This is a genomic window from Dryocola boscaweniae (genome assembly GCF_025215095.1).
Classification (GTDB): domain Bacteria; phylum Pseudomonadota; class Gammaproteobacteria; order Enterobacterales; family Enterobacteriaceae; genus Dryocola; species Dryocola boscaweniae.
This window is the reverse complement of record NZ_JALHAP010000080.1, coordinates 39292-59953: the sequence shown is the minus strand read 5'-3', so window position 1 is coordinate 59953 and position 20662 is coordinate 39292. Positions and strand designations below refer to the sequence as shown.

At 51.2% G+C, this 20662-nt stretch carries 17 protein-coding genes; 8 read left to right on the top strand and 9 right to left on the bottom strand.

Annotation, left to right across the window (positions count from 1 at the left end):
* The first annotated feature begins 11 nt into the window (after nucleotides 1-11).
* Nucleotides 12-1592 carry a DUF3300 domain-containing protein gene (locus tag MUA00_RS14270; protein WP_271123697.1) on the top strand — a complete coding sequence of 527 codons (1581 nt, stop codon included), beginning with the start codon at nucleotides 12-14 and terminating at the stop codon, nucleotides 1590-1592.
* A gap of 14 nt (nucleotides 1593-1606) precedes the next feature.
* Nucleotides 1607-2455, top strand: a complete 849-nt coding sequence (locus MUA00_RS14265) for a DUF2950 domain-containing protein (protein ID WP_271123950.1) — start codon at nucleotides 1607-1609, stop codon at nucleotides 2453-2455.
* A 60-nt stretch (nucleotides 2456-2515) separates the two neighbouring features.
* Here MUA00_RS14265 and gltP read toward each other — a convergent pair whose 3' ends face one another.
* Nucleotides 2516-3829 carry a glutamate/aspartate:proton symporter GltP gene (gene gltP, locus MUA00_RS14260; protein WP_271123696.1) on the bottom strand — a complete coding sequence of 438 codons (1314 nt, stop codon included), beginning with the start codon at nucleotides 3827-3829 and terminating at the stop codon, nucleotides 2516-2518.
* A 425-nt stretch (nucleotides 3830-4254) separates the two neighbouring features.
* Between gltP and acs the strand changes: the two genes are divergently transcribed.
* The 3 genes from acs (at nucleotide 4255) to actP (ending at nucleotide 8265) form a co-directional block, all read left to right on the top strand.
* The gene (gene acs / locus MUA00_RS14255) at nucleotides 4255-6213 is read left to right on the top strand and encodes an acetate--CoA ligase (RefSeq protein WP_271123695.1); all 1959 of its coding nucleotides are present in this window, start codon (nucleotides 4255-4257) and stop codon (nucleotides 6211-6213) included.
* Nucleotides 6214-6292: 79 nt separating this feature from the next.
* Complete coding sequence (locus MUA00_RS14250) at nucleotides 6293-6607, top strand: DUF485 domain-containing protein (protein ID WP_271123694.1); 315 nt, start codon at nucleotides 6293-6295, stop codon at nucleotides 6605-6607.
* Complete coding sequence (gene actP / locus MUA00_RS14245; RefSeq protein WP_271123949.1) at nucleotides 6601-8265, top strand: cation/acetate symporter ActP; 1665 nt, start codon at nucleotides 6601-6603, stop codon at nucleotides 8263-8265. Before MUA00_RS14250 ends, actP begins: the two co-directional genes overlap by 7 nt.
* Before the next feature lie 47 nt (nucleotides 8266-8312).
* Here the strand turns inward: actP and MUA00_RS14240 are convergent, their stop codons facing one another.
* The 3 genes from MUA00_RS14240 to MUA00_RS14230 are packed head-to-tail and all read right to left on the bottom strand — an operon-like array spanning nucleotide 8313 to nucleotide 12048.
* Entirely contained in the window at nucleotides 8313-10421 is a 2109-nt protein-coding gene (locus MUA00_RS14240) for a polysaccharide biosynthesis tyrosine autokinase (protein ID WP_271123948.1), read from the bottom strand.
* A 49-nt stretch (nucleotides 10422-10470) separates the two neighbouring features.
* Nucleotides 10471-10905, bottom strand: a complete 435-nt coding sequence (locus MUA00_RS14235; protein ID WP_271123693.1) for an arsenate reductase/protein-tyrosine-phosphatase family protein — start codon at nucleotides 10903-10905, stop codon at nucleotides 10471-10473.
* Nucleotides 10906-12048 carry a polysaccharide export protein gene (locus MUA00_RS14230; protein ID WP_271123692.1) on the bottom strand — a complete coding sequence of 381 codons (1143 nt, stop codon included), beginning with the start codon at nucleotides 12046-12048 and terminating at the stop codon, nucleotides 10906-10908. It lies immediately after the preceding gene.
* A gap of 305 nt (nucleotides 12049-12353) precedes the next feature.
* On the opposite strand from MUA00_RS14230, the gene MUA00_RS14225 reads away from it, so the two are divergent.
* Entirely contained in the window at nucleotides 12354-13247 is an 894-nt protein-coding gene (locus tag MUA00_RS14225; protein WP_271123691.1) for a LysR family transcriptional regulator, read from the top strand.
* Between the two features lie 12 nt (nucleotides 13248-13259).
* Here the strand turns inward: MUA00_RS14225 and MUA00_RS14220 are convergent, their stop codons facing one another.
* Nucleotides 13260-14906 carry a Na+/H+ antiporter gene (locus tag MUA00_RS14220; protein ID WP_271123690.1) on the bottom strand — a complete coding sequence of 549 codons (1647 nt, stop codon included), beginning with the start codon at nucleotides 14904-14906 and terminating at the stop codon, nucleotides 13260-13262.
* A gap of 147 nt (nucleotides 14907-15053) precedes the next feature.
* Complete coding sequence (gene ghxP / locus MUA00_RS14215; protein ID WP_271123689.1) at nucleotides 15054-16403, bottom strand: guanine/hypoxanthine transporter GhxP; 1350 nt, start codon at nucleotides 16401-16403, stop codon at nucleotides 15054-15056.
* Nucleotides 16404-16427: 24 nt separating this feature from the next.
* On the opposite strand from ghxP, the gene MUA00_RS14210 reads away from it, so the two are divergent.
* On the top strand, nucleotides 16428-16643 hold the full coding sequence (locus MUA00_RS14210) for a hypothetical protein (RefSeq protein ID WP_271123688.1): 216 nt from the start codon (nucleotides 16428-16430) through the stop codon (nucleotides 16641-16643).
* A 110-nt stretch (nucleotides 16644-16753) separates the two neighbouring features.
* Here the strand turns inward: MUA00_RS14210 and MUA00_RS14205 are convergent, their stop codons facing one another.
* Both MUA00_RS14205 and soxR read right to left on the bottom strand, forming a co-directional pair.
* A complete protein-coding gene (locus MUA00_RS14205) occupies nucleotides 16754-17422 on the bottom strand; it encodes a glutathione S-transferase family protein (RefSeq protein ID WP_271123687.1) in 669 nt (222 codons plus the stop codon).
* 269 nt (nucleotides 17423-17691) lie between these two features.
* Nucleotides 17692-18147 (bottom strand): redox-sensitive transcriptional activator SoxR, encoded by a 456-nt coding sequence (soxR, locus tag MUA00_RS14200; protein ID WP_271123686.1) that lies wholly within the window; start codon nucleotides 18145-18147, stop codon nucleotides 17692-17694.
* A gap of 86 nt (nucleotides 18148-18233) precedes the next feature.
* Between soxR and soxS the strand changes: the two genes are divergently transcribed.
* Nucleotides 18234-18557 (top strand): superoxide response transcriptional regulator SoxS, encoded by a 324-nt coding sequence (gene soxS, locus MUA00_RS14195; RefSeq protein WP_167614406.1) that lies wholly within the window; start codon nucleotides 18234-18236, stop codon nucleotides 18555-18557.
* A 1-nt stretch (nucleotide 18558) separates the two neighbouring features.
* Here the strand turns inward: soxS and MUA00_RS14190 are convergent, their stop codons facing one another.
* Nucleotides 18559-20148, bottom strand: a complete 1590-nt coding sequence (locus MUA00_RS14190) for an EAL domain-containing protein (RefSeq protein ID WP_271123685.1) — start codon at nucleotides 20146-20148, stop codon at nucleotides 18559-18561.
* Nucleotides 20149-20662 lie beyond the last annotated feature (514 nt).

The window sequence follows — 20662 nt, the reverse complement described above, 5'->3', positions numbered from 1 at the left end:
GAGAAATAAAAATGAAGTTGCCTTTCAAGCCACAAGTTTTAACCTTGCTTTGTAGCGCTGGCCTTCTCGCCGCCTCTGGCTTGCTGTATGTGAAAAGCCGCGTTCCCGAAACCGTGACGCCCGCCCCTGTAAACACAACGCAAACTGTCGTCACGCCTGCGTCAAATGAGGCGCCAACGCCAGCCGCGCCAGCTTATACCACGGCGCAACTGGATCAGTGGGTCGCGCCGATTGCGCTTTATCCCGACGCGTTGTTATCTCAGGTATTAATGGCCTCAACCTATCCCGCCAATGTGCTTCAGGCGGTGCAATGGTCGCAGGATAATCCGACGCTACAGGGTGATGCCGCCATCCAGGCTGCGGCGAATCAGCCCTGGGATGCAAGCGTGAAGTCGCTGGTGGCGTTTCCGCAACTGATGGCGCTGATGGGTGAAAATCCGCAGTGGGTGCAAAATTTGGGCGATGCGTTTCTGGCGCAGCCCAAAGATGTCATGGATTCGGTACAGAAACTGCGGGCGCTTGCACAGCAAACCGGAGCGTTAAAATCGACGCCAGAGCAGAAAATTTCTACAACGCCCGTAGTGGTGAACCAAACGACAAATGTGAATACCGCCGCGCCAAAAAATAACAGCGCGTCGGCAAACAGCTCGACCAATGCTCCGGCTCCACAGGTGATAACCATTGAGCCAACCAATCCACAAATGGTGTATGTACCGAATTACAATCCTTCGACGGTATACGGCACCTGGCCGAATACGAGCTATCCACCCGTCTACTTGCCGCCGCCTCCGGGGCAGCAGTTTACCGACAGTCTGGTGCGCGGCTTTGGCTACAGCCTGGGCGTGGCTACGACCTATGCGCTGTTCAGCAGCATCGACTGGCATGACGACGATGATTACCACCATCACCACCACGATGACAACTACAACAGCGGCAATAACATCAACCTTAACGTCAATAATTACAACAGGATAACCGGCGGTCATTTAAGCGATAATGGCGGGCCGGTCGTCTGGCAACATAACCCGGCTTTCCGTGGCGGCGTGCCTTACCAGAATGAAGCGGTGGCTCAGCGTTTTCACCAAACCAATGTTGCAGGCGGCTTAAGCGCGGCTCAGCATGCGCCGGCTAACCGGGACAGTCAGCGCCAGGCTGCGATGCAGCAGCTTCAGCACAGCACCGGGATGAATCCTCAAGGAAAAAGCCTTTCCAGCATTTCGCGCGACGTTCAACGCCAGTCGGGTTCCAGACAGCTTAATCAGATAGCGCAGCGCAATAACTATCGCGGTTACGATTCCTCGAATCATACGGCGCGCCGGGAAACCGCCCACAATCAGGTGAAGCATCCCACGCAACAGCCGCATCGCGATGCGGTAAAAAATCACGTGAGTCATGCCACACCGCAGCAGCGTCAGCAGCATGTCGCTTCATTCCGAAGTAACGCATTAAGCGGCAACGACAGCCGCTCTCCTTCCTGGCAGGCGCAACATCAGCGTGGTCAGCAGAGTCGCCAGCTTTCATCTGCACATGGCCAACATCGGGCAGCCGTGCACGAGCACGCTGCAGAACACCGCGAAATTCGCCGCCGCTAATAAGGAAGATAATGATGAAAAAATACATGGCGTTGAGCATTATTCCCCTGCTGATGATGCCTTTTTTTGCCCAGGCACAGCAGATATTTACTTCCCCCGAGCAGGCTTCAACGGCCCTGTTTGAAGCCATCAAACGGCAGGATGATGCTGCGCTCACCTCGCTGTTAGGCGATAACTGGAGAGACCTTCTGCCGCCAGAAGGCGCAGATCCCGCAGCCGTTGCCCGATTCTTGCGCGACTGGGACGTGAGACATCACGTTGAACAGCAAGACAACGTGGCGCATCTCAACGTCGGCAAAGAAGACTGGCAGTTGCCGTTGCCGATGGTGAAAACTGACAAAGGCTGGCATTTCAATATGCAAGGAGCGGCGGATGAAATCCTCACGCGCACCATCGGTCGCAACGAGCTGGCGGCTATTGAAGCAGCTCATGCCTATGTCCAGGCGCAGCAAGATTATTTCCAGCTAAACCAGGCTTACGCGCAGAAATTTATTAGCAGCGAGGGTAAAAAAGATGGCCTTTACTGGCCTGCAAGACCAGGTGAGGCTCCCAGCCCGCTCGGGCCGGCGTTTAGCCCGGCACAGCCGGGAATGGGATACCACGGCTACCATTTCCGTATTCTGAAAGCCCAGGGCGCTGATGCTGAAGGCGGTGAAAAGCAGTATCTTAACAACGGCAAAATGACCGACGGTTTTGCCCTGGTCGCCTGGCCTGTAACCTACGGCGAGACAGGCATAGCGACGTTCATCGTAGATGAGCACGATCGGGTTTACCAGGCTGATTTGGGAGAAGAGTCGGCCAAAAAAGCACAATCCCTGACTGAGTTTGAACCCGGCGACGGCTGGCAAGCCGTTACGCCTTAGCCTTTCTTACCCGCTAAAGAAAACGGCCCTGATGGGCCGTTTTTTACTGCACAAAACCGATTAGCTGTTCGCTTTATCCGTAAAGCTGCCCAGCATTTCCCGTTCGTAAGCCGCCGCTTTTTTGCGGTCGAACTTGTGTTCCCATTTGGCAATTACCAGCACCGCCAGCGCATTCCCCACGACGTTCAGAGCGGTACGCGCCATATCAAGGATTCGGTCAACGCCGGCGATAAACGCCAGACCTTCCAGCGGAATACCCACGCTGCCAAGCGTTGCCAGCAGCACAACGAAGGAAACGCCCGGCACGCCAGCGATACCCTTGGAGGTGACCATCAGCGTCAGCACCAGAATGATTTCCTGACCGATTGACAGCTCAATACCGTAAAGCTGCGCGATAAAAATAGCCGCAATACTTTGGTACAGCGTGGAACCGTCAAGGTTAAAGGAATAGCCCGTTGGCACCACGAAACTGGTAATGGATGCCGGTGCGCCATACGCTTCCATTTTCTCAATAATGCGCGGCAGAACGCTTTCAGAGCTTGCCGTTGAGTAAGCCAGAATCAATTCATCTTTGAGGATGCGAATCAAAGTCCACACGCGCAACCCGCACAGCCGGGCTACCGCCCCCAGCACCACCAGCGCAAAGAACAAAATGGCAAAATACACCAGCAGCACCAGTTTGAGCAGCGGCCAGAGCGAGGCAAAGCCGAAGTTCGCAACCGTCACCGAGATCAGCGCAAAGACACCAATCGGCGCGTAGCGCATTACCATGTGCGTCACTTTAAACATGGTTTCGGAAATAGAGCGGAATACCGTGACCAGGGGTTCGCGATGCGTTGCTGGCAGCGAAGACAAGCCCAGACCAAACAGCACCGAGAAGAAGATAATCGGCAGCATATCGCCCTTCGCCATCGAAGCCACAATGTTAGTTGGCACAAGGGAAAGGATAGTGCCCATTAATCCGTGGGCGTGACTCTGAACGTCTTCGGCGGTGTGCTGGTATTTCGAAATATCCACGCTGGCAAGCTGCGACATATCAATGCCGTGTCCCGGCTGGAACACATTCGCAAGGGTAATCCCCAGAATAATGGCAACTGTCGTGATCACTTCGAAATAGAGAATGGTTTTCGCACCGATTCGTCCGAGCTGTTTGGCATCGCCCACGCCTGCAATTCCCACCACCAGCGTAGAAATCACAATCGGCACGACGATCATTTTGATCAGGTGAATAAAGATATCACCTGCCGGTGAGAGCAGATTAGTGATAAGCCATTCACGCTCATCGCTTTGATAATGAAGAACGCTTCCCAGCGCGATACCCAGCACCAGCGCCAGCAGTATCTGCCAGGCAAGGCTGATCTTTGGTTGTTTCATAACGATTTTATTCCTCAATAAAACGCCGTTCCCGGGCTGAAGCCCTATGAGAACGTCACAAACGTAAAAGGGGTATGACCAACGTCGGGGATTACGAGGGGCTTTTTCAAGCGGCTGTATGAGTACCATTTGTGCGCTATGCTGCGCAACCCTGTGTATTCAGGGATATTCACCATGAATGCATAGTTAAACAGAACTTTAGCTATATCACCCGCTATAACCTATTGTTATAAAATATAATTATTCATATCTTTTTCAAATAAAGCCGCTGGTCAATTATTTCTCCTTCACAATCCGTTTGATTAGTTTTCAGTCAATTTAATTAATGCGTGATCTGTCGCCCAAAAAGTAAACAAAGCTGTCAATACCCCTACAATTAACGTTTGCTTGACATATTATTAACATCCTCAAGGAGAAAAAAAGCTATGACACAACTACACAAACACGCTATTCCCGCAAATATTGCGGAACACTGCCTGATAAATCCGGAGCAATACCAATCCATGTACCAGCAGTCGGTACATGATCCAGACGCATTCTGGGGCGAACAGGGGAAAATCCTTGACTGGATCAAACCCTACCAGAAGGTGAAAAACACCTCCTTCGCGCCAGGAAACATCTCTATCCGCTGGTATGAGGACGGCACGCTGAATCTGGCGGCCAACTGTCTGGACAGACACCTGAACGAACGCGGCGACCAAACGGCGATCGTCTGGGAAGGCGATGACGCGACCCAAAGCAAAACCATTACCTATCGCGAGCTGCATCGCGATGTCTGCCGTTTCGCCAATACCCTGGTCGAGCTGGGCATTAAAAAAGGCGATGTGGTGGCTATCTATATGCCGATGGTGCCGGAAGCTGCCGTAGCGATGCTGGCCTGCGCGCGTATTGGCGCGGTGCATTCCGTTATTTTTGGCGGTTTTTCACCGGAAGCCGTTGCCGGACGCATCGTTGATTCCAGCTCTCGCCTGGTCATCACCGCCGATGAAGGCATTCGTGCCGGACGCGCTATCCCGCTGAAGAAAAACGTCGATGACGCGTTGAAAAATCCCAACGTGAAAACCGTTGAGCATGTCATTGTCCTTAAACGCACTGGCGCAAACATTGAGTGGCATCAGGAGCGCGACCTGTGGTGGAACGAACTGGTTGAGAAAGCCAGCGCTCATCATCAGCCTGTGGAAGTGAACGCCGAAGACCCGCTTTTCATCCTTTATACCTCCGGCTCGACCGGTAAGCCGAAGGGCGTGGTGCATACAACGGGCGGCTATCTGGTTTACGCCGCCACCACCTTCAAGTACGTCTTTGATTATCATCCGGGCGATGTCTACTGGTGTACCGCAGACGTGGGTTGGGTGACCGGCCACAGCTATTTGCTGTATGGTCCGCTGGCCTGCGGCGCCATCACTTTGATGTTCGAAGGCGTGCCAAACTGGCCTGCCCCGAACCGCATGGCGCAGGTAGTGGATAAACACAAAGTGAATATCCTCTACACCGCTCCGACGGCTATTCGCGCTTTGATGGCCGAAGGCGATAAAGCGACTGAAGGCACCGACCGCTCTTCATTACGCATTCTGGGTTCCGTCGGCGAGCCGATTAACCCGGAAGCCTGGGAGTGGTACTGGAAGAAAATCGGTAACGAGAAGTGCCCGGTGATTGACACCTGGTGGCAGACTGAAACCGGTGGCTTCATGATCACCCCGCTGCCGGGAGCCACCGAGTTGAAAGCGGGCTCCGCTTCACTGCCGTTCTTTGGCGTGCAGCCCGCGCTGGTAGATAACGAAGGTAACCCGCAACAGGGCGCAACCGACGGAAATTTGGTCATTACCGATTCCTGGCCGGGACAGGCACGCACCCTGTTCGGCGATCATGAACGTTTTGAGCAAACCTACTTTTCAACCTTCAAAAATATGTATTTCAGCGGTGATGGCGCGCGTCGCGATGAAGACGGCTATTTCTGGATAACGGGCCGTGTGGATGACGTGCTGAATGTCTCCGGTCACCGTCTGGGCACCGCCGAGATTGAATCTGCGCTTGTTTCCCATCCGAAAGTGGCCGAAGCCGCGGTGGTGGGCATTCCTCATAATATTAAAGGCCAGGCGATTTATGCTTACGTCACGCTGAATCACGGCGAAGAGCCGACGCCGGAGCTGTATGCCGAAGTGCGCAACTGGGTGCGTAAAGAAATTGGCCCGCTTGCCACGCCGGATATTCTGCACTGGACCGACTCGCTGCCGAAAACCCGCTCCGGCAAGATTATGCGTCGCATTCTGCGCAAAATCGCCGCCGGGGATACCAGCAACTTTGGCGATACCTCGACGCTTGCCGATCCGGGCGTAGTCGAAAAACTGCTGGAAGAAAAACAAGCAATTACGATGCCTTCATAACCATTCTCGACCCTGATTATCCCTCTCCTTCCGGAGAGGGAAATATAAAAACCACAACCTCACCTCTGGAGACTCTGTGATGAATGACCTCATTTATCAACGGATAGAAGACAGCGCGCATTTCAGGGAGCTAGTCGAAAAACGGCAGCGTTTTGCCATTATTTTATCGATTATCATGCTGGTGATTTACGTTGGCTTTATTCTGCTTATTGCTTTTGCGCCCGGCTGGCTGGGCACCCCCTTACACGCGGGCACCAGCGTTACGCGCGGCATACCGATTGGCATTGGCGTAATTATCATCTCTTTTGTGCTTACGGCTGTTTACGTCTGGCGGGCCAATGGCGAATTCGATCGGCTGACCCACGCCATGCTGCGCGAGGTGAACGCATCATGAAACGTTTTCTGACAGCGCTTGCTGCCCCGCTGCTTGCCTTACCCGCCACGGTGCTTGCTGCCGACGCTATTACCGGCGATGTGCAGCGCCAGCCGACCAACTGGCAAGCCATCATTATGTTCGTTATCTTCGTTGCCCTGACGCTATACATCACATACTGGGCTTCGAAACGTACCCGCTCGCGCAGCGATTACTACACCGCCGGCGGCAATATCACCGGCTTCCAGAACGGGCTGGCGATTTCAGGCGACTTTATGTCAGCGGCGTCATTCCTGGGTATTTCCGCGCTGGTCTACACCTCCGGGTATGACGGTCTGATTTACTCACTCGGTTTCCTGGTCGGCTGGCCGATTATTCTGTTCCTGATTGCCGAACGCCTGCGCAACCTTGGACGTTATACCTTTGCAGACGTCGCCTCTTACCGTTTGAAACAGGGGCCGATTCGTATCCTGTCCGCCTGCGGTTCATTAGTAGTGGTGGCGCTGTATCTCATCGCGCAGATGGTGGGCGCGGGTAAACTTATCGAACTGCTGTTTGGCCTGAACTACCACGTTGCGGTGGTGCTGGTCGGCGTGTTGATGGTGATGTATGTGCTGTTTGGCGGCATGCTCGCCACCACCTGGGTGCAGATAATCAAAGCCGTGCTGCTGCTGTTCGGCGCAAGCTTCATGGCCTTTATGGTAATGAAGCACGTCGGCTTTAGCTTCAACAATCTGTTCAACGAAGCCATGGCGGCTCACCCGAAAGGCGCGGCCATAATGAGCCCTGGCGGACTGGTGAAAGATCCGATATCGGCCCTGTCGCTCGGCCTGGGTCTGATGTTTGGTACCGCGGGCCTGCCGCACATTCTGATGCGCTTCTTTACGGTCAGCGATGCCCGTGAAGCGCGTAAGAGCGTGCTCTATGCAACCGGTTTTATGGGTTACTTCTACATTCTGACCTTTATCATCGGCTTTGGCGCCATCATGCTGGTCGGCGCGAACCCGGCGTTTAAAGATGCGGCCGGTGCGTTGATTGGCGGTAACAACATGGCGGCGGTCCATCTCGCTAACGCCGTGGGCGGCAACCTGTTCCTTGGCTTTATCTCGGCTGTAGCTTTCGCCACGATTCTGGCGGTGGTTGCAGGCTTGACGCTGGCGGGAGCTTCTGCGGTTTCTCACGATTTGTATGCCAACGTATTCCGTAAAGGCGCTTCCGAGCGCGATGAGATCCGCGTATCAAAAATCACCGTGTTGATTCTGGGCGTGGTGGCTATCGGGTTGGGTATTTTGTTTGAAAAGCAGAATATCGCCTTCATGGTTGGCCTGGCGTTCTCCATCGCGGCAAGCTGTAACTTCCCGATTATTCTGCTATCGATGTACTGGTCGAAGCTGACCACTCGCGGCGCGATGATCGGCGGCTGGCTTGGCCTGCTGACGGCGGTGATACTGATGATCCTCGGCCCAACGGTCTGGGTACAGGTATTGGGCCACGCCACGGCTATCTTCCCGTATGAGTACCCGGCGCTGTTCTCCATTCTGGTGGCGTTCGTGGGTATTTGGGTGTTCTCGATTACCGATAACAGTCCGGAAGGCAATCTGGAGCGTGGGAAGTTCCGGGCTCAGTTCATCCGTTCCCAGACCGGGATTGGCATTGAGCAGAGCAGCCGCGCTCACTAAGCTTCGCTCCCCGGCTATTGGGCCGGGGAGTTCTTTCACTCTTTCTTCTATTGCGGCGTGGAATAGTAAGCATATTCGTAAGCTGAAGGGCTGCCTTTTTTCACGCCGTTAAACACCACGCCATCCAGTTCAATACCGCATTTTTTAAACCGATTTATCGACATCTTAAGCTCTCTGACATTGTTCGTTTTATAACGCAGGGTAAGCAGTGAGAGCCCAACATGCTGGGCGACAATTGCCGCATCGGTTATCGGCAATATCGGCGGGGTATCCACAATGACATAGTCATATTTCTGCTGCGCCCATTGCAGCAATAGCCCTAATCGTTCGCTCATTAATACTTCCGAGGACAAAGCAGATGCTGCGCCGCGGGAAATAAAATCCAGGCCGGTGCAGGTAGTGTTCTGGATATGCTCAATAAACGTCGACTGGCCTTGTAAAATATCACTTAGCCCGCCCGCTTCTCTTAACCCAAGCAGCTCGTGCAAATAACCAAGTCTTAAATCGGCATCGATCAATAACACGCTCTTACCCGCATCGGCCATTACGGAGGCCAGGTTTCCGCTAATAAAAGTTTTCCCGGCACCGGGTGTGGCGCTGGAGACCAGGAAACTGTTTTTATTTGCCTGCCTTAGCGCAATAAAAATGCCGGTTCTTAAACTTCGTAACGCCTCAATCGCCAGGTCTTCAGGATATTGCCGCGCAAGCCAGACTCTTTTACCGGCGGATTTTAGTTTCAAATTTTGGCGCCGTTTTCGTTGGATGCATTTACTTAAGGGGATGGACGCCAGCACTTCCAGCCCGTGAGTTTCAATGGTTTCTGTGTCTTCAAGAGGAACACGAAAAACCTGCAAAATTAAGCAATAGCCGCAGGAGAACATAAATCCGAGCATGGCGGCCAGTATGACAATAAGAGACTTTTTACTGCCAACAGGCTTAGGGTCGCTCACTGCTTCATCAACAATTCTAATGCTCGCAACGGTACCGGCTTTCGCTATACCTAACTCATGCTGTTTTGACAGCAATTGCATATAGATTTCATGCCCTGATTTCACGTCGCGTTTGATGCTAAGGAAAGCCTGCTGTTTTTTAGGCATGGCGGCGATGGTCTGTAAAAGCGCCGCTTTCTCTTTCTTTAGCAAAGCCTCTTTCTCCAGCAGCGAACGATAAACCGGGTGGCTTTTGGTATAGAGTTTCGAGACTTCAACTTTCGCCAGTTGCAGTTCATTTTGTTGCGCCTGAATAGCAACGGAGGCGTCCAGCACGGCTTTGGCTTCAAGAGGCAGGTCGACAGAACCATTTTCCGCTTTGAAAAGATGCAGTTGTCTGTCGGCCTGGTTTAGCCTGTCAAGAATCCCCGGAAGCTGGCCATTGACAAATTCCAGGGTTTTTGAGGCTTCTTCAGCCTTGCGCAGCCTGTTATCTTCGATGAAATTTTGGCTGATATTATCCAAAACACGAACGATCTCTTTTTTATCCTGACCTGAAAAAGAAACGCTGAGTAGCCCGCTGTCTTTATTTAGTTCAGTGGCGGTAAGCTGCTTAAGCAGATCCTGAATGACGGCAAATTTTGAGCGACTGGTGACGGTAAAGGATGTGCCCGCCGGGGCGTTAATCTGCGCTACGTTTATAACGAAGCCGTTTTTGTTCAGGGTTTGATTAATTTTTCCTTTTAGCACGCCTGATTCGCCAATATTTAGCTGGTAGCTATCGGACGAGAGCACAGTAAGCTCCCACGCTATATCTTCGTTTTCAAGCGGCACGCTAAACTTCGTCACAAATACGCCGGGAAATGGTTCGCTCACAAATCTTGCGAATAATTCACCCACGATGGGGAAGCGTTTCTCTCTGACGTCGAGCTGTAAACCAAGTTCATCAATCGTCTGGCTAAGCACTCGCCTGGATTTCAGGATGCCCATTTCCGTTGCCGGAGAAACGGCCCCGCCTTCCAGCGGACTCATTAACTTACTTATGAAATTGTTTTGCGGATTTTTTTCCAACTGGATTAATACGCTAGCTACATAGGTCGGTTTTATAAATGAGGTAAAAAGCAGAGCGAGCAGAGCAAAAAGAAGAGTGGTAATAATTATTTTATATTTATTAGCGTAAAACATAAGCAGCAAACGGAAAAGATCGATTTCCTCCGCGTGATCCATATTTACCGCCATATTTTTATCCATTTTCATCGGCTTTAATCCAGGCTATTTAAACTTGTAAGGCGTTTACCCATGCGTGTGCAGCATCTGCCAGCCGCTGATAAACAACTTCGTAGTATTCATGACTTTTCTTATAGGGGTCGGGAATATCTTTTCGCCCATTCCAGTGACTTAACAGGCGGCATTTTCCACTGAGCTGCGGATATTGTTTTTTTAAAATATCCAGATGATTGACTTCCATCGCCAAAATAAGATCGTGATCGTTCCCTAACGCCAAAGAAAACTTTTGCGAACAATGATCGGCGAGGAATAAACCATTTTCCCCCGCCATCTGTACCATTTTACTGTCTGCCGGTAAGCCAGGCCTCGCAATTAACCCGGCGGAATGGACGGTGATATCCGGCAAAAAATGAGATAAATACCGCTCGGCAACAGGTGAACGGCAAATATTGCCCATACAGATGACCAGAATTGAGGTAATCATCTAATTATTCCAGTGTTGAATAAGGCGCGCTGTTTCAGTGATATCTTTAATTCCTGTGATGGTTGGTATTAACTGGCTTATCACGCGATTCCAACGTGCTACTGGTGCGCTAGTTACATAAACAATGTCAAAGGCTTCAAGCTGAAAAGCGGTTCCCATAACCAGAGCCGTAGCGTCTGAGGCATTCAGTTGATATACGTCAGCAAGCTTATTATCAGATGGATTACTCTGTTGGGCACGGATAACGAAAATGCCCGTGGCGTCCGCCGTTAGCTGGTTGATGCCTTCTGCCCGGCCAAGGGCTTCAGTGAGCGTCATGCCGCTGCTGTCCATTTTAAGCATGGTTTGCTTATTGACTTCGCCCATCACAAATACTTTTAGATCGTCATTACGCGGAATATAAAGAATATCCCCGGCAAGTAATAATCTGTTTTGCGTCAGGTCTCCTGCTTTCAATAACGCTTTTAAAGAAATAAGTTCTTTATTTCCTCCACGGCTTAACACCGCATGATTCCAGTCTGCGAATTCAGTCAGACCGCCCGCCTGGTTAAGCGCGTCGATAATGGTTAGCGGAACATTGGTAATCGCCTGCTGGCCTGAGTTTGTTACTTCTCCCGTGATATAGGCCTTTTGTGAACGAAACGCGGCAACGCTGACATCAACCTGAGGTGATTCAATCCAGGGAGAAAGTTTTTTAGTTAAAATTTTGCGCACGTCTTCCAGCGTTTTCCCTTCTACATGGATTTTTCCCGCGTAAGGATAAAAAATGGTGCCGTCAGCCTGGACCCAGTTTCCCGTATCGCTGGCGCTGCGATATTGCCCGGCCGGTGTCGTTAATTCAGGGTGATCCCAGACGGTTACCATGAGTATATCGCCCACGCCAATTCGGTAATGGTATTCCTTCAGAAGGGTTTCAAGCGCTGGATTAGCCTGAGCGGTAGTTTTTGTCGTTGATAATGAGGCGACAAGTTTTGGCGTGACCGGGTAGATGTTTACCATAGTATTTATATCTGCGTCGCTGTCCTGCGGATGAACAACATTTTTATTGGCGGTGTTCAAATGGGTGCCAGGGACAACGGTGCAGCCGCTTACCAGAATAAACAGCAACAGGCTAATTATCTTCATTGATATTGTTTTATCCATAAGGAGTGCAGAGGAGGAAGCGGGAATTTATTTTACAAACGGCAGGTGACTAAAACAACCACTATTTCAGGGAGATTATCTTAATCATCAAATATATATAATATAAATACAAAGCCGCGGAATATATTAAATTGTTATCTTTAGGGAAATAAATAGCGCTGTAAAAGTCATCGATCATGAAAGATATTTGCGAGCGACCTCTACTTCCCGTTAAAGAGAAAGCATCATTTAAATTTCAGGATTAATCTACAAATCATATAAACTATGAATTAAAATAAGTCTATGCATAGCTAATGAGAATAATTATGGATATCCGAACGCTGCGTTATTTTGTTGAAGTGGTCCGCCAGCAAAGTTTTACCCGCGCAGCGGAGAAGATGTTTGTTACGCAACCCACTATCAGCAAAATGTTGCGCAATCTGGAGGATGAACTGGGTTGCACTCTGCTTATCCGCAACGGCCGTAAGCTGTTGCTCACCGATACGGGCCAGGTCGTTTATCAGCGGGGCCTGGCAATTCTGGCTGAATTCCGCCAGCTTGAAGCGGAGTTAGGCGATATAAATCATCTAAGCAAAGGCGTACTCCGTCTGGGTATTCCCCCGATGGTGGGCATGCTGATGACCGGGCCAATCAGCCTGTATCGCCAGCGTTATCCCGGCGTTGAACTTAAAATTTCTGAATTTGGCAGCCTGACGGTGCAGCAAGCCGTAATGAATGGCGAACTGGATTTAGCCATGACGGCGCTTCCTGTAGAAGCCGAAAACACCTTTTTTACGCAGCCTTTGTTCCGCCACCCGCTGTGCGTTCTGGTGCCTCGCTCAGGCCCCTGGGTGACGCGCACAAGCATTGTTCCAGCCGAACTTGCGGCTCACCCGCTGCTTATTTATAACGAAGATTTCGCTCTTAGCAGCCAGTTAATGCAGCTATTCCATGACCATGGCTTTACGCCGCGCATCGCCGTGCGAAGCGGGCAATGGGATTTTCTGGCCGCCATGGTTCAGGCAGGGATCGGCATTGCGATTTTACCGGAACCAATCTGTCGCAAGCTGGATAAAACAACCTTAATGTGGCTGCCGCTGGAGAGCGATTTGACCTGGCAACTGGGGATGATCTGGCGGGAAGGCGTTTATATTTCACAAAGCGCGCAGGCGTGGATTACCTGCTGCAAAGAGTTCTGGCCGGGGTTAGCCGGCCAGTAAAGCCTGTTAAAGCTAGTGCTGTTCAATCAACAGCGCTTCCAGCAGGTCGAGATCGTGCAGCAGCTTTTGCAGCGTCTCGTTGCTGATTTTTTGCGTAGCGCGCAGATGGTACAGTTCAGCGCGTTCGGAACGTAACGCGGCAAGACGGAAGCGGCGTTCCAAATTTTCCTCCAGCGCGCTGCTCTCCACATCGTTTCGCCCATCGGCGCGGCGGCGCAGATTGCCGATAACGCGCGAACTCACCTCGGTCAGTAGCTGATCGTCGATATTCTCTTTGGTGTCCGCCGCCAGACGTTCTTCCATTTTCTGAATCGCGACAATGGCCACTTCCGCCGTTGCGGAACGGGCCAGACGCTCCTCCTGACGAGCCACGGATTTATCCGCCAGTTCGACATTCTTCAGCAGCACGGGCAGCATAATTACCCCTGCGAACAGCGAGAACAGGATCACGCCAGCGGAGAGAAATATCAGTTCATAGCGCGCCGGGAACGGCGTTCCGTCCCCCAAAAACAGTGGAATGGATAGCACACCGGCGAGGGTAATCGCCCCGCGTACCCCGGCGAATGAAGCTACCGCCAGCTCGCGCGTGGTGAAGGAACCAAACTCCAGCGGACGTTTTTTCATAAAGCGCAGGCTGATGCGTTTCATGGACCACAGCCACAGGAAGCGTACGCCGATTAATGCGACATAAATCAAGACAATATCCAGGAAGAGCATCCACAGCTCTACGTTTGGATCGGCATTCGCAGCCGTAATTGAGGTTTCCAGAATACCCGGCAGTTGCAGACCCAACAGCAGGAAAACCATGCCGTTGAAGACAAACTCCAGCATGGCCCAGACGCTGTTAGCGCGCAGGCGCATGGCCAGCGGCGCGCTGCGCAGCACGCCAGAACGGGTGATGGTCATCCCCGCAGCAACGGCCGCCAGGATGCCCGAAACGCCAATATGCTCAGCGATCAGATAAGAAGCGAAAGGCAACAGCAACAGTAGCAGAATTTGCGTGGCGGGTTCATCGCCGCTCCAGCGGCTCATCAGGCGCAGCGACTTACCATACAGCCAGCTCACCGCGATGCCCGCAAGCAAACCGCCGATTGCCACTTTCAGGAATTCGACTGTCGCCCCGCTGACGGTAAAGACCATCGTCCCGACCGCCACCGCAACCGCCATTTTCAACGATACCAGGCCGGATGCGTCATTCATCAGGGCTTCGCCCTGCAAAATCCCCATAATTTTCTTCGGGATGCGCCCTTCACCAACAATACCGGAAAGCGCCACGGCATCGGTTGGCGACAGCACGGCTGCCAGCGCAAACGCAGGAATCAACGGGATACCCGGCACCAGGTAGTAAATCAGGAAGCCGATACCCACGATGGTAACCAGCACCAGAACCAGCGCAAGGCCGATGATTTCCCTGCCGTGGTTCAAAAATTCATTGGTTGGCGTCTTCCAGCCGTCCGCAAACAGCAGCGGCGGGATAAACAGCACGAGGAATAATTCGGGATCAAACTCAACGTGCAGGCCAAAGTGCGGCCACGCAAGCATCGCGCCAATTGCGATTTGCATTAACGGCAGGGGTATCTGGAACGGCAGCATGCGTGTTGCTACCCCAGATAAAGAGACCACGAGGGTCATAATGAGAATGGTGAAGAAGATTTCCATGCTTTCCTTAGTCGCGGTGTGTTGTGAAACCCTTTTTGCAGGATGTTGTTCTAATAATAAAACAACTTTCTACACCGAAATGAAACAGGAAATGCCTCGAAAAGAAATAAGAAGCGGGCCACGAGCGTGACCCGCCGAATGTGGAGCTTAGATTGCCCAGCCGCCTGCGTAAAACGCAACCAGAGCGACAGCGATAACAACGGTGCCGATATTCAGCTTACGCCATTCACCTGAAACGATGCGGCCAATCACCAGAGAGGCAAAACCGATCATGATGCCGGTAACGATGTTACAGGTCAGCACGATAAAGACGGCAGTGATCAGGCCCGCCATGGCATCGACAAAATCAGCGAAGTCGATTTTTGCCACGTTGCTGAGCATCAGCAAACCAACATACATCAGCGCCGGAGCGGTTGCATACGCAGGTACCAGGTATGAAAGCGGAGACAGGAACAGGATAAACAGGAACAGCACGCCAACGGTGATTGCCGTCAGACCTGTTTTGCCCCCTGCAGCAGTACCGGCTGCGGATTCAATATAAACCGCCGCAGGAGCCGCGCCCACAAAGCCTGAGAACACGCTGCTCAGTGAGTCGGTGGTCAGCGCTTTGCCGCCATCGATGATTTGCCCGTCTTTATCCAGCAGGTTTGCCTGGCCGGCAACGGCGCGGATAGTACCGGTTGCGTCGAACACCGCCGTCATCACCAGCGCCAGCACGCTTGGCAAGACGACCGGATTAAGCGCGCCCATAATATCCAGGCTGCCAATCAGCGAGTTACCCGCTTCATCTTTCAGAGATGGCATGGCGAAAATGCCGGAGAAATGCACGGACGGGTCGAAGATCAGACCTACAACAGAAATACCGATAATGGTCAGCAGAATGCCGCCCGGCACTTTGAGTTTTTCCAGACCGATAATCACCGCAAGGCCAATCAGCGACATGATAACCGGGAAGCTGGCGAAATGACCGAGCGCAACCGGCAGGCCATCGAGCGGGTTTTTAATCACAAGTCCCACACCGTTTGCGGCGATCAGCAACAGAAACAGGCCGATGCCAATGCCGGTGCCGTGCGCAACGCCCATCGGCAGGTTGCGTAAAATCCAGCTACGGATGCCGGTTGCGGAAATGATGGTAAACAGCACGCCCATCAGGAATACCGCGCCTAAAGCAACAGGAACGCTGATGTGCTGGCCGAGCACCAGGCTAAACGCGGTAAAGGCGGTCAGCGAGATGGCGCAGCCGATAGCCAGAGGCAGATTCGCCCACAGGCCCATAACGAGCGAACCGACGCCTGCCACAAGACAGGTCGCCACAAAGACCGCCGCCGGCGGGAAACCCGCTTTACCCAGCATGCCGGGCACAACGATGACGGAATAAACCATCGCGAGGAAAGTGGTGAGACCAGCCACGACTTCCTGACGGACGGTACTGCCACGTGCAGATATTTTGAACCAGGCGTCAAGACCGCCGGTTGCACGCGGTGAAGGAGTAGACATAGTGAAAAATCCCCTGAGATTTTTATGATTACGTTATTACACCCGGTGGACATCCCGCTGCCGATTAAACGTCTTATCCCTGTGCTGCGATTGCGACAAAAAAGGGCGTCGCAAAAAAGCAAACGTTTAACTCCGCGTGTAAAAACTGTGCGTCAAAATGAAGGCAAACGATTATCCGGTCTTCTTGAGTGGATTTTCAACCGAACTTTGTCGCTTTTTGCGGAAAATAACGCTGGCTGATGAAATAATCATCACGCCATGCGCAAACGTTATCGTTAATGCGCAATTTCGCAACAATGCAGCAAGATACCGGTAATGTATCTTGCTTACTCATACGATTTTTGGATGGATTAGTCGCCGGGGATGTCAAACGGTCCGCCCTGTTGGATTGCCCTTTGCCAGGCCGGACGCATTTGCGCGTTTTTCATCCACGCCTGAAGGTTTGGCAAGTCGTTGATGCCGCCGCGTGCAAGCAACGCAATCAACGGAAAACTCATTTGAATATCCGCCGCGCTAAACGTCTGCCCGGCAAACCAGGGAGTTTTGCCAAGGTGCTCTTCAATGAATCGCGCGTGCGTTAAGATTTGTTTATTCAGATACGCTTTCTGTATGCCCTGCCCTAACATGTTACCCACCGGGCGCAGCAGCCAGGGCACCGGCGCTTTGCCCATCCGGCTGAATACCAGCTTCATCATCAGCAAGGGCATAAGCGAACCTTCGGCATAGTGCAGCCAGAAGCGGTACTGTAGCTTATCCTGCGCGCTCGACGGCTTTAAGCGGCTTTCGGTATCGTAAGTTTCCTGCAGATATTCAATGATTGCGCCGGATTCAGCGATAATATTGCCGTTGTCTTCCAGCACGGGCGATTTGCCTAACGGATGCACTTTTTTCAGCGCTTCAGGCGCAAGCATAGTGGGTTCACGCTGGTAACGCACGATTTGATACGGTAGCTCAAGCTCTTCGAGCATCCACAGCACGCGCTGGGAACGGGAGTTGTTCAGGTGATGGACGATAATCATGGGCTAACCTTTTGTTTTCGAAGATGGGTTAACTATAGGTAACGTAGCGCGGAATGGGGGTAAAAAAATCGCTCAAAAAATACGCAAACATACCTTGAAACCCCGGGAAGTGGATCTACAATTAAAGTGTCAGCGCAATCCGGAACCTCCTGAGAACGTGTGATTGAGGGACGCTGATGTCGGGGGAAACCCTCCTTGCGAAAAGCGGGATAGAGCGAAAGACAAAGACCGGGAACAAACTAAAGCGCCGAAGTCGGGCGCTTTAGTTTTTAGTCTTCCAGCAGCCGCGCACCGGTTCCTTCTTTACCCAGCTTATCGCCAGGGTTACGCAACGGGCATTCCGCACCGGATAAACACCCACAGCCAATACAGCCATCCAGCTCATCTCTTAATGCCATCAACGTATGAATGCGGCGGTCCAGTTCTTCACGCCAGAGGGACGAAAGTTTTTTCCAGTCATTTTTATTGATGGAGTGGCCATTCGGCAGCACGCCAAACGCATCGCCAATGGTCGCCAGTGGAATGCCGATACGCTGAGCTATTTTGATTATCGCCACTGTTCGCAGCACGTCACGCGTATAGCGCCGCTGATTGCCGCTGTTACGGGTGCTTTTTATTAACCCCTTACTTTCATAAAAATGCAACGCAGAAACCGCCACGCCGCTGCGCTTCGCAACCTCGCCCGGAGACAGTAAGGATTTAAATCGGGGTGAATTCTTTTCCAAAATGCTCTTTACCTCAAGTTAACTTGAGGAATTATACTCCCCGGCAACAAAACCTGCTAATCGAATACTTTGATTAAGGACGGCCTATGGCACACCAGGACATCATTTATACGCTGACTGAATGGATTGATGAGCACATCGATCAGCCGCTGAACATCGACGTGGTAGCGAAAAAATCAGGTTATTCAAAGTGGTATCTGCAAAGAATGTTTCGTACAGTGATGCGGCAGACGCTGGGCGAATACATTCGTCAGCGCCGGCTGTTGTTGGCGGCAAAAGAGCTTCGCTCAACGCGGCGTCCTATTTTTGATATCGCGATGGATTATGGCTACGTATCGCAACAAACGTTTTCTCGTGTTTTCCGCCGGGAGTTTGACCGTACGCCGACCGACTACCGGCACCACGCCTGAACTACTCAGCAAGCGCGACGTCGGTGCTGCCGCGGGGGCGATACAGCCAGGCGATAAATTCCTGCGGCGGCAGCGCTTTGGCAAAGTACCAGCCCTGGCAGTATTGCACGCCGCGCGCCAAAAGCCAGGCGACCTGCTCCTGCGTCTCGACTCCTTCGGCAATGATCTGAAGGTTCAGGCTTCGCGCCATTTCAATGATATGTTCGGCAATAAGATAACAGGCTCTGTCGGTAGTGAGATTATCGATAAAGGATTTATCTATTTTAAGAATATCAACGTTCAGGAATTGCAGATTATGTAAATTTGCATAACCGGTGCCGAAGTCATCAATGGCTATTTCAAAACCAGCCTGGCGGAACGCCTGAATAACAGGGCGGCTTTTCGGCACATCAATAAAACCTCTTTCTGTTACTTCAATTTTTATTTGTCCGGCGCTAACGCCGTATTTATTTATTTTTTCTGATAGCATTGCCACTAATCGTGGGCAGTGAAAATCGGTTGGCGACAAATTAATGGAAATATAAAGATCCGGGTGATCCGCCAGAAACTCTCCAAAATCATTGAAAACTGCGTTAATCACGTAATCAGAGATCTTCTGAATAAGCCCTTCGGCTTCAGCCAGCGGAATGAAACTGCCGGGGCTAATCCATTGCCCGCTATAATTCACCCAGCGAAGAAGCGCTTCAGCCCCGACGCACTGGCCGCTTTGCATATCAATAATCGGCTGGTAATGCAGTTTAAGCTGATTGTTTTCAATTGCGCGCAGCAGCATACGCCGTGGTGAATTAAACTGCTGGCGGCTACGCGACCACATCAGCAATATAATGACGCTGCAGATTATCCCTAACGGCACGGTGAGCGTTAGCTGATGATACCACTCTTTATTAAAGCGTTCGCCGGAAGTAGAAACGATAACCGCAATGGGTCTTTGCTGTGATTTTTCCACCGTATAAACACGATCTTCATCGGTGAAATATTTATCATCTTTTAAAATAAAATTGTGCAGGCGTTGAGTATCAACCTGGTCGCTTAATGAGAAAAATTCTTTTGTGACAGTATCATAAGCGCCATATATTAAACTATGATCGTCTGACATTACATCGGCATAGGCACGTGGATTTACCACAACGATAAAATCACCACGCTGCATATATGTCATTTTATGACCGGCATAAAATGGCGTATCCAGATAATAAAATATTGAAATATTAGGCTTACGAGTGTAATTAGCTACGGGAGCCCGATACGGCACGGAAGGTTTATATACGGTAGAGCAAAGAAAGTTATTCCCATGGGCATAGATGAGATCTTCGACATACAGTTTACTGCGCGCAATATCCAATAATTTAAGCATGTGTTCAGGGCTACAGACAGGCCCTGTATACTGCTGCGCTTCATCCTGGGCCGCCTCAACGTGCTGGATGACAATTTCTGTTTTTTCGATGACTAATTGCGCAAAAGAGCGAAGATGCTGCTGCGTCTCACTGGAGGCGCGAACATGCGCAAAGTATACTGCCAACATGACGGGCAAACATACCGTCAGCATAAAGCCCGAAGTACGCAAAATACGCAGATAAATCCGTTCTGTCATAGTCGTCACATGTCCCTGCTATTACCACCCGTTGTCGTTTAACTGGAACAAACTTGCAAGCCGCCGATTACGTTGCATGAATAATCATGCATTAGCAATAGTCTTTTTTTCTTTCGAGAAAAAACCTGGTTGAAAATAAGAAATGAAGGGCAAAAAAATAGGCGTTAATGGGGCAATGTTTAACCCGGCAACAGGGTTATGTTTATTATTTTAATTTAAAGAGCAGAGAATAATTCGTTAAGCGAAATCACAATACTTATAAATGACTGGGATCAACAGGACTAAAAAAAACATATCTTTTGATGTGATGCACGTTTCCTCCACGCCTTGTGCCGTCGCCGCGCCGGTGTAAAACGCGCAGAAAATGCACCGTACATCTGGCGATTAAAAGAACAAATGTGATAGACTTCACACGTTTTATGCAACCAAACTTTAGATTACATATTCACAAAAACTTATTCCCCTGATGGTTACCGCACTCTTCTTCCGCGTCTGCTTTTGTGCTTAGCCGTTA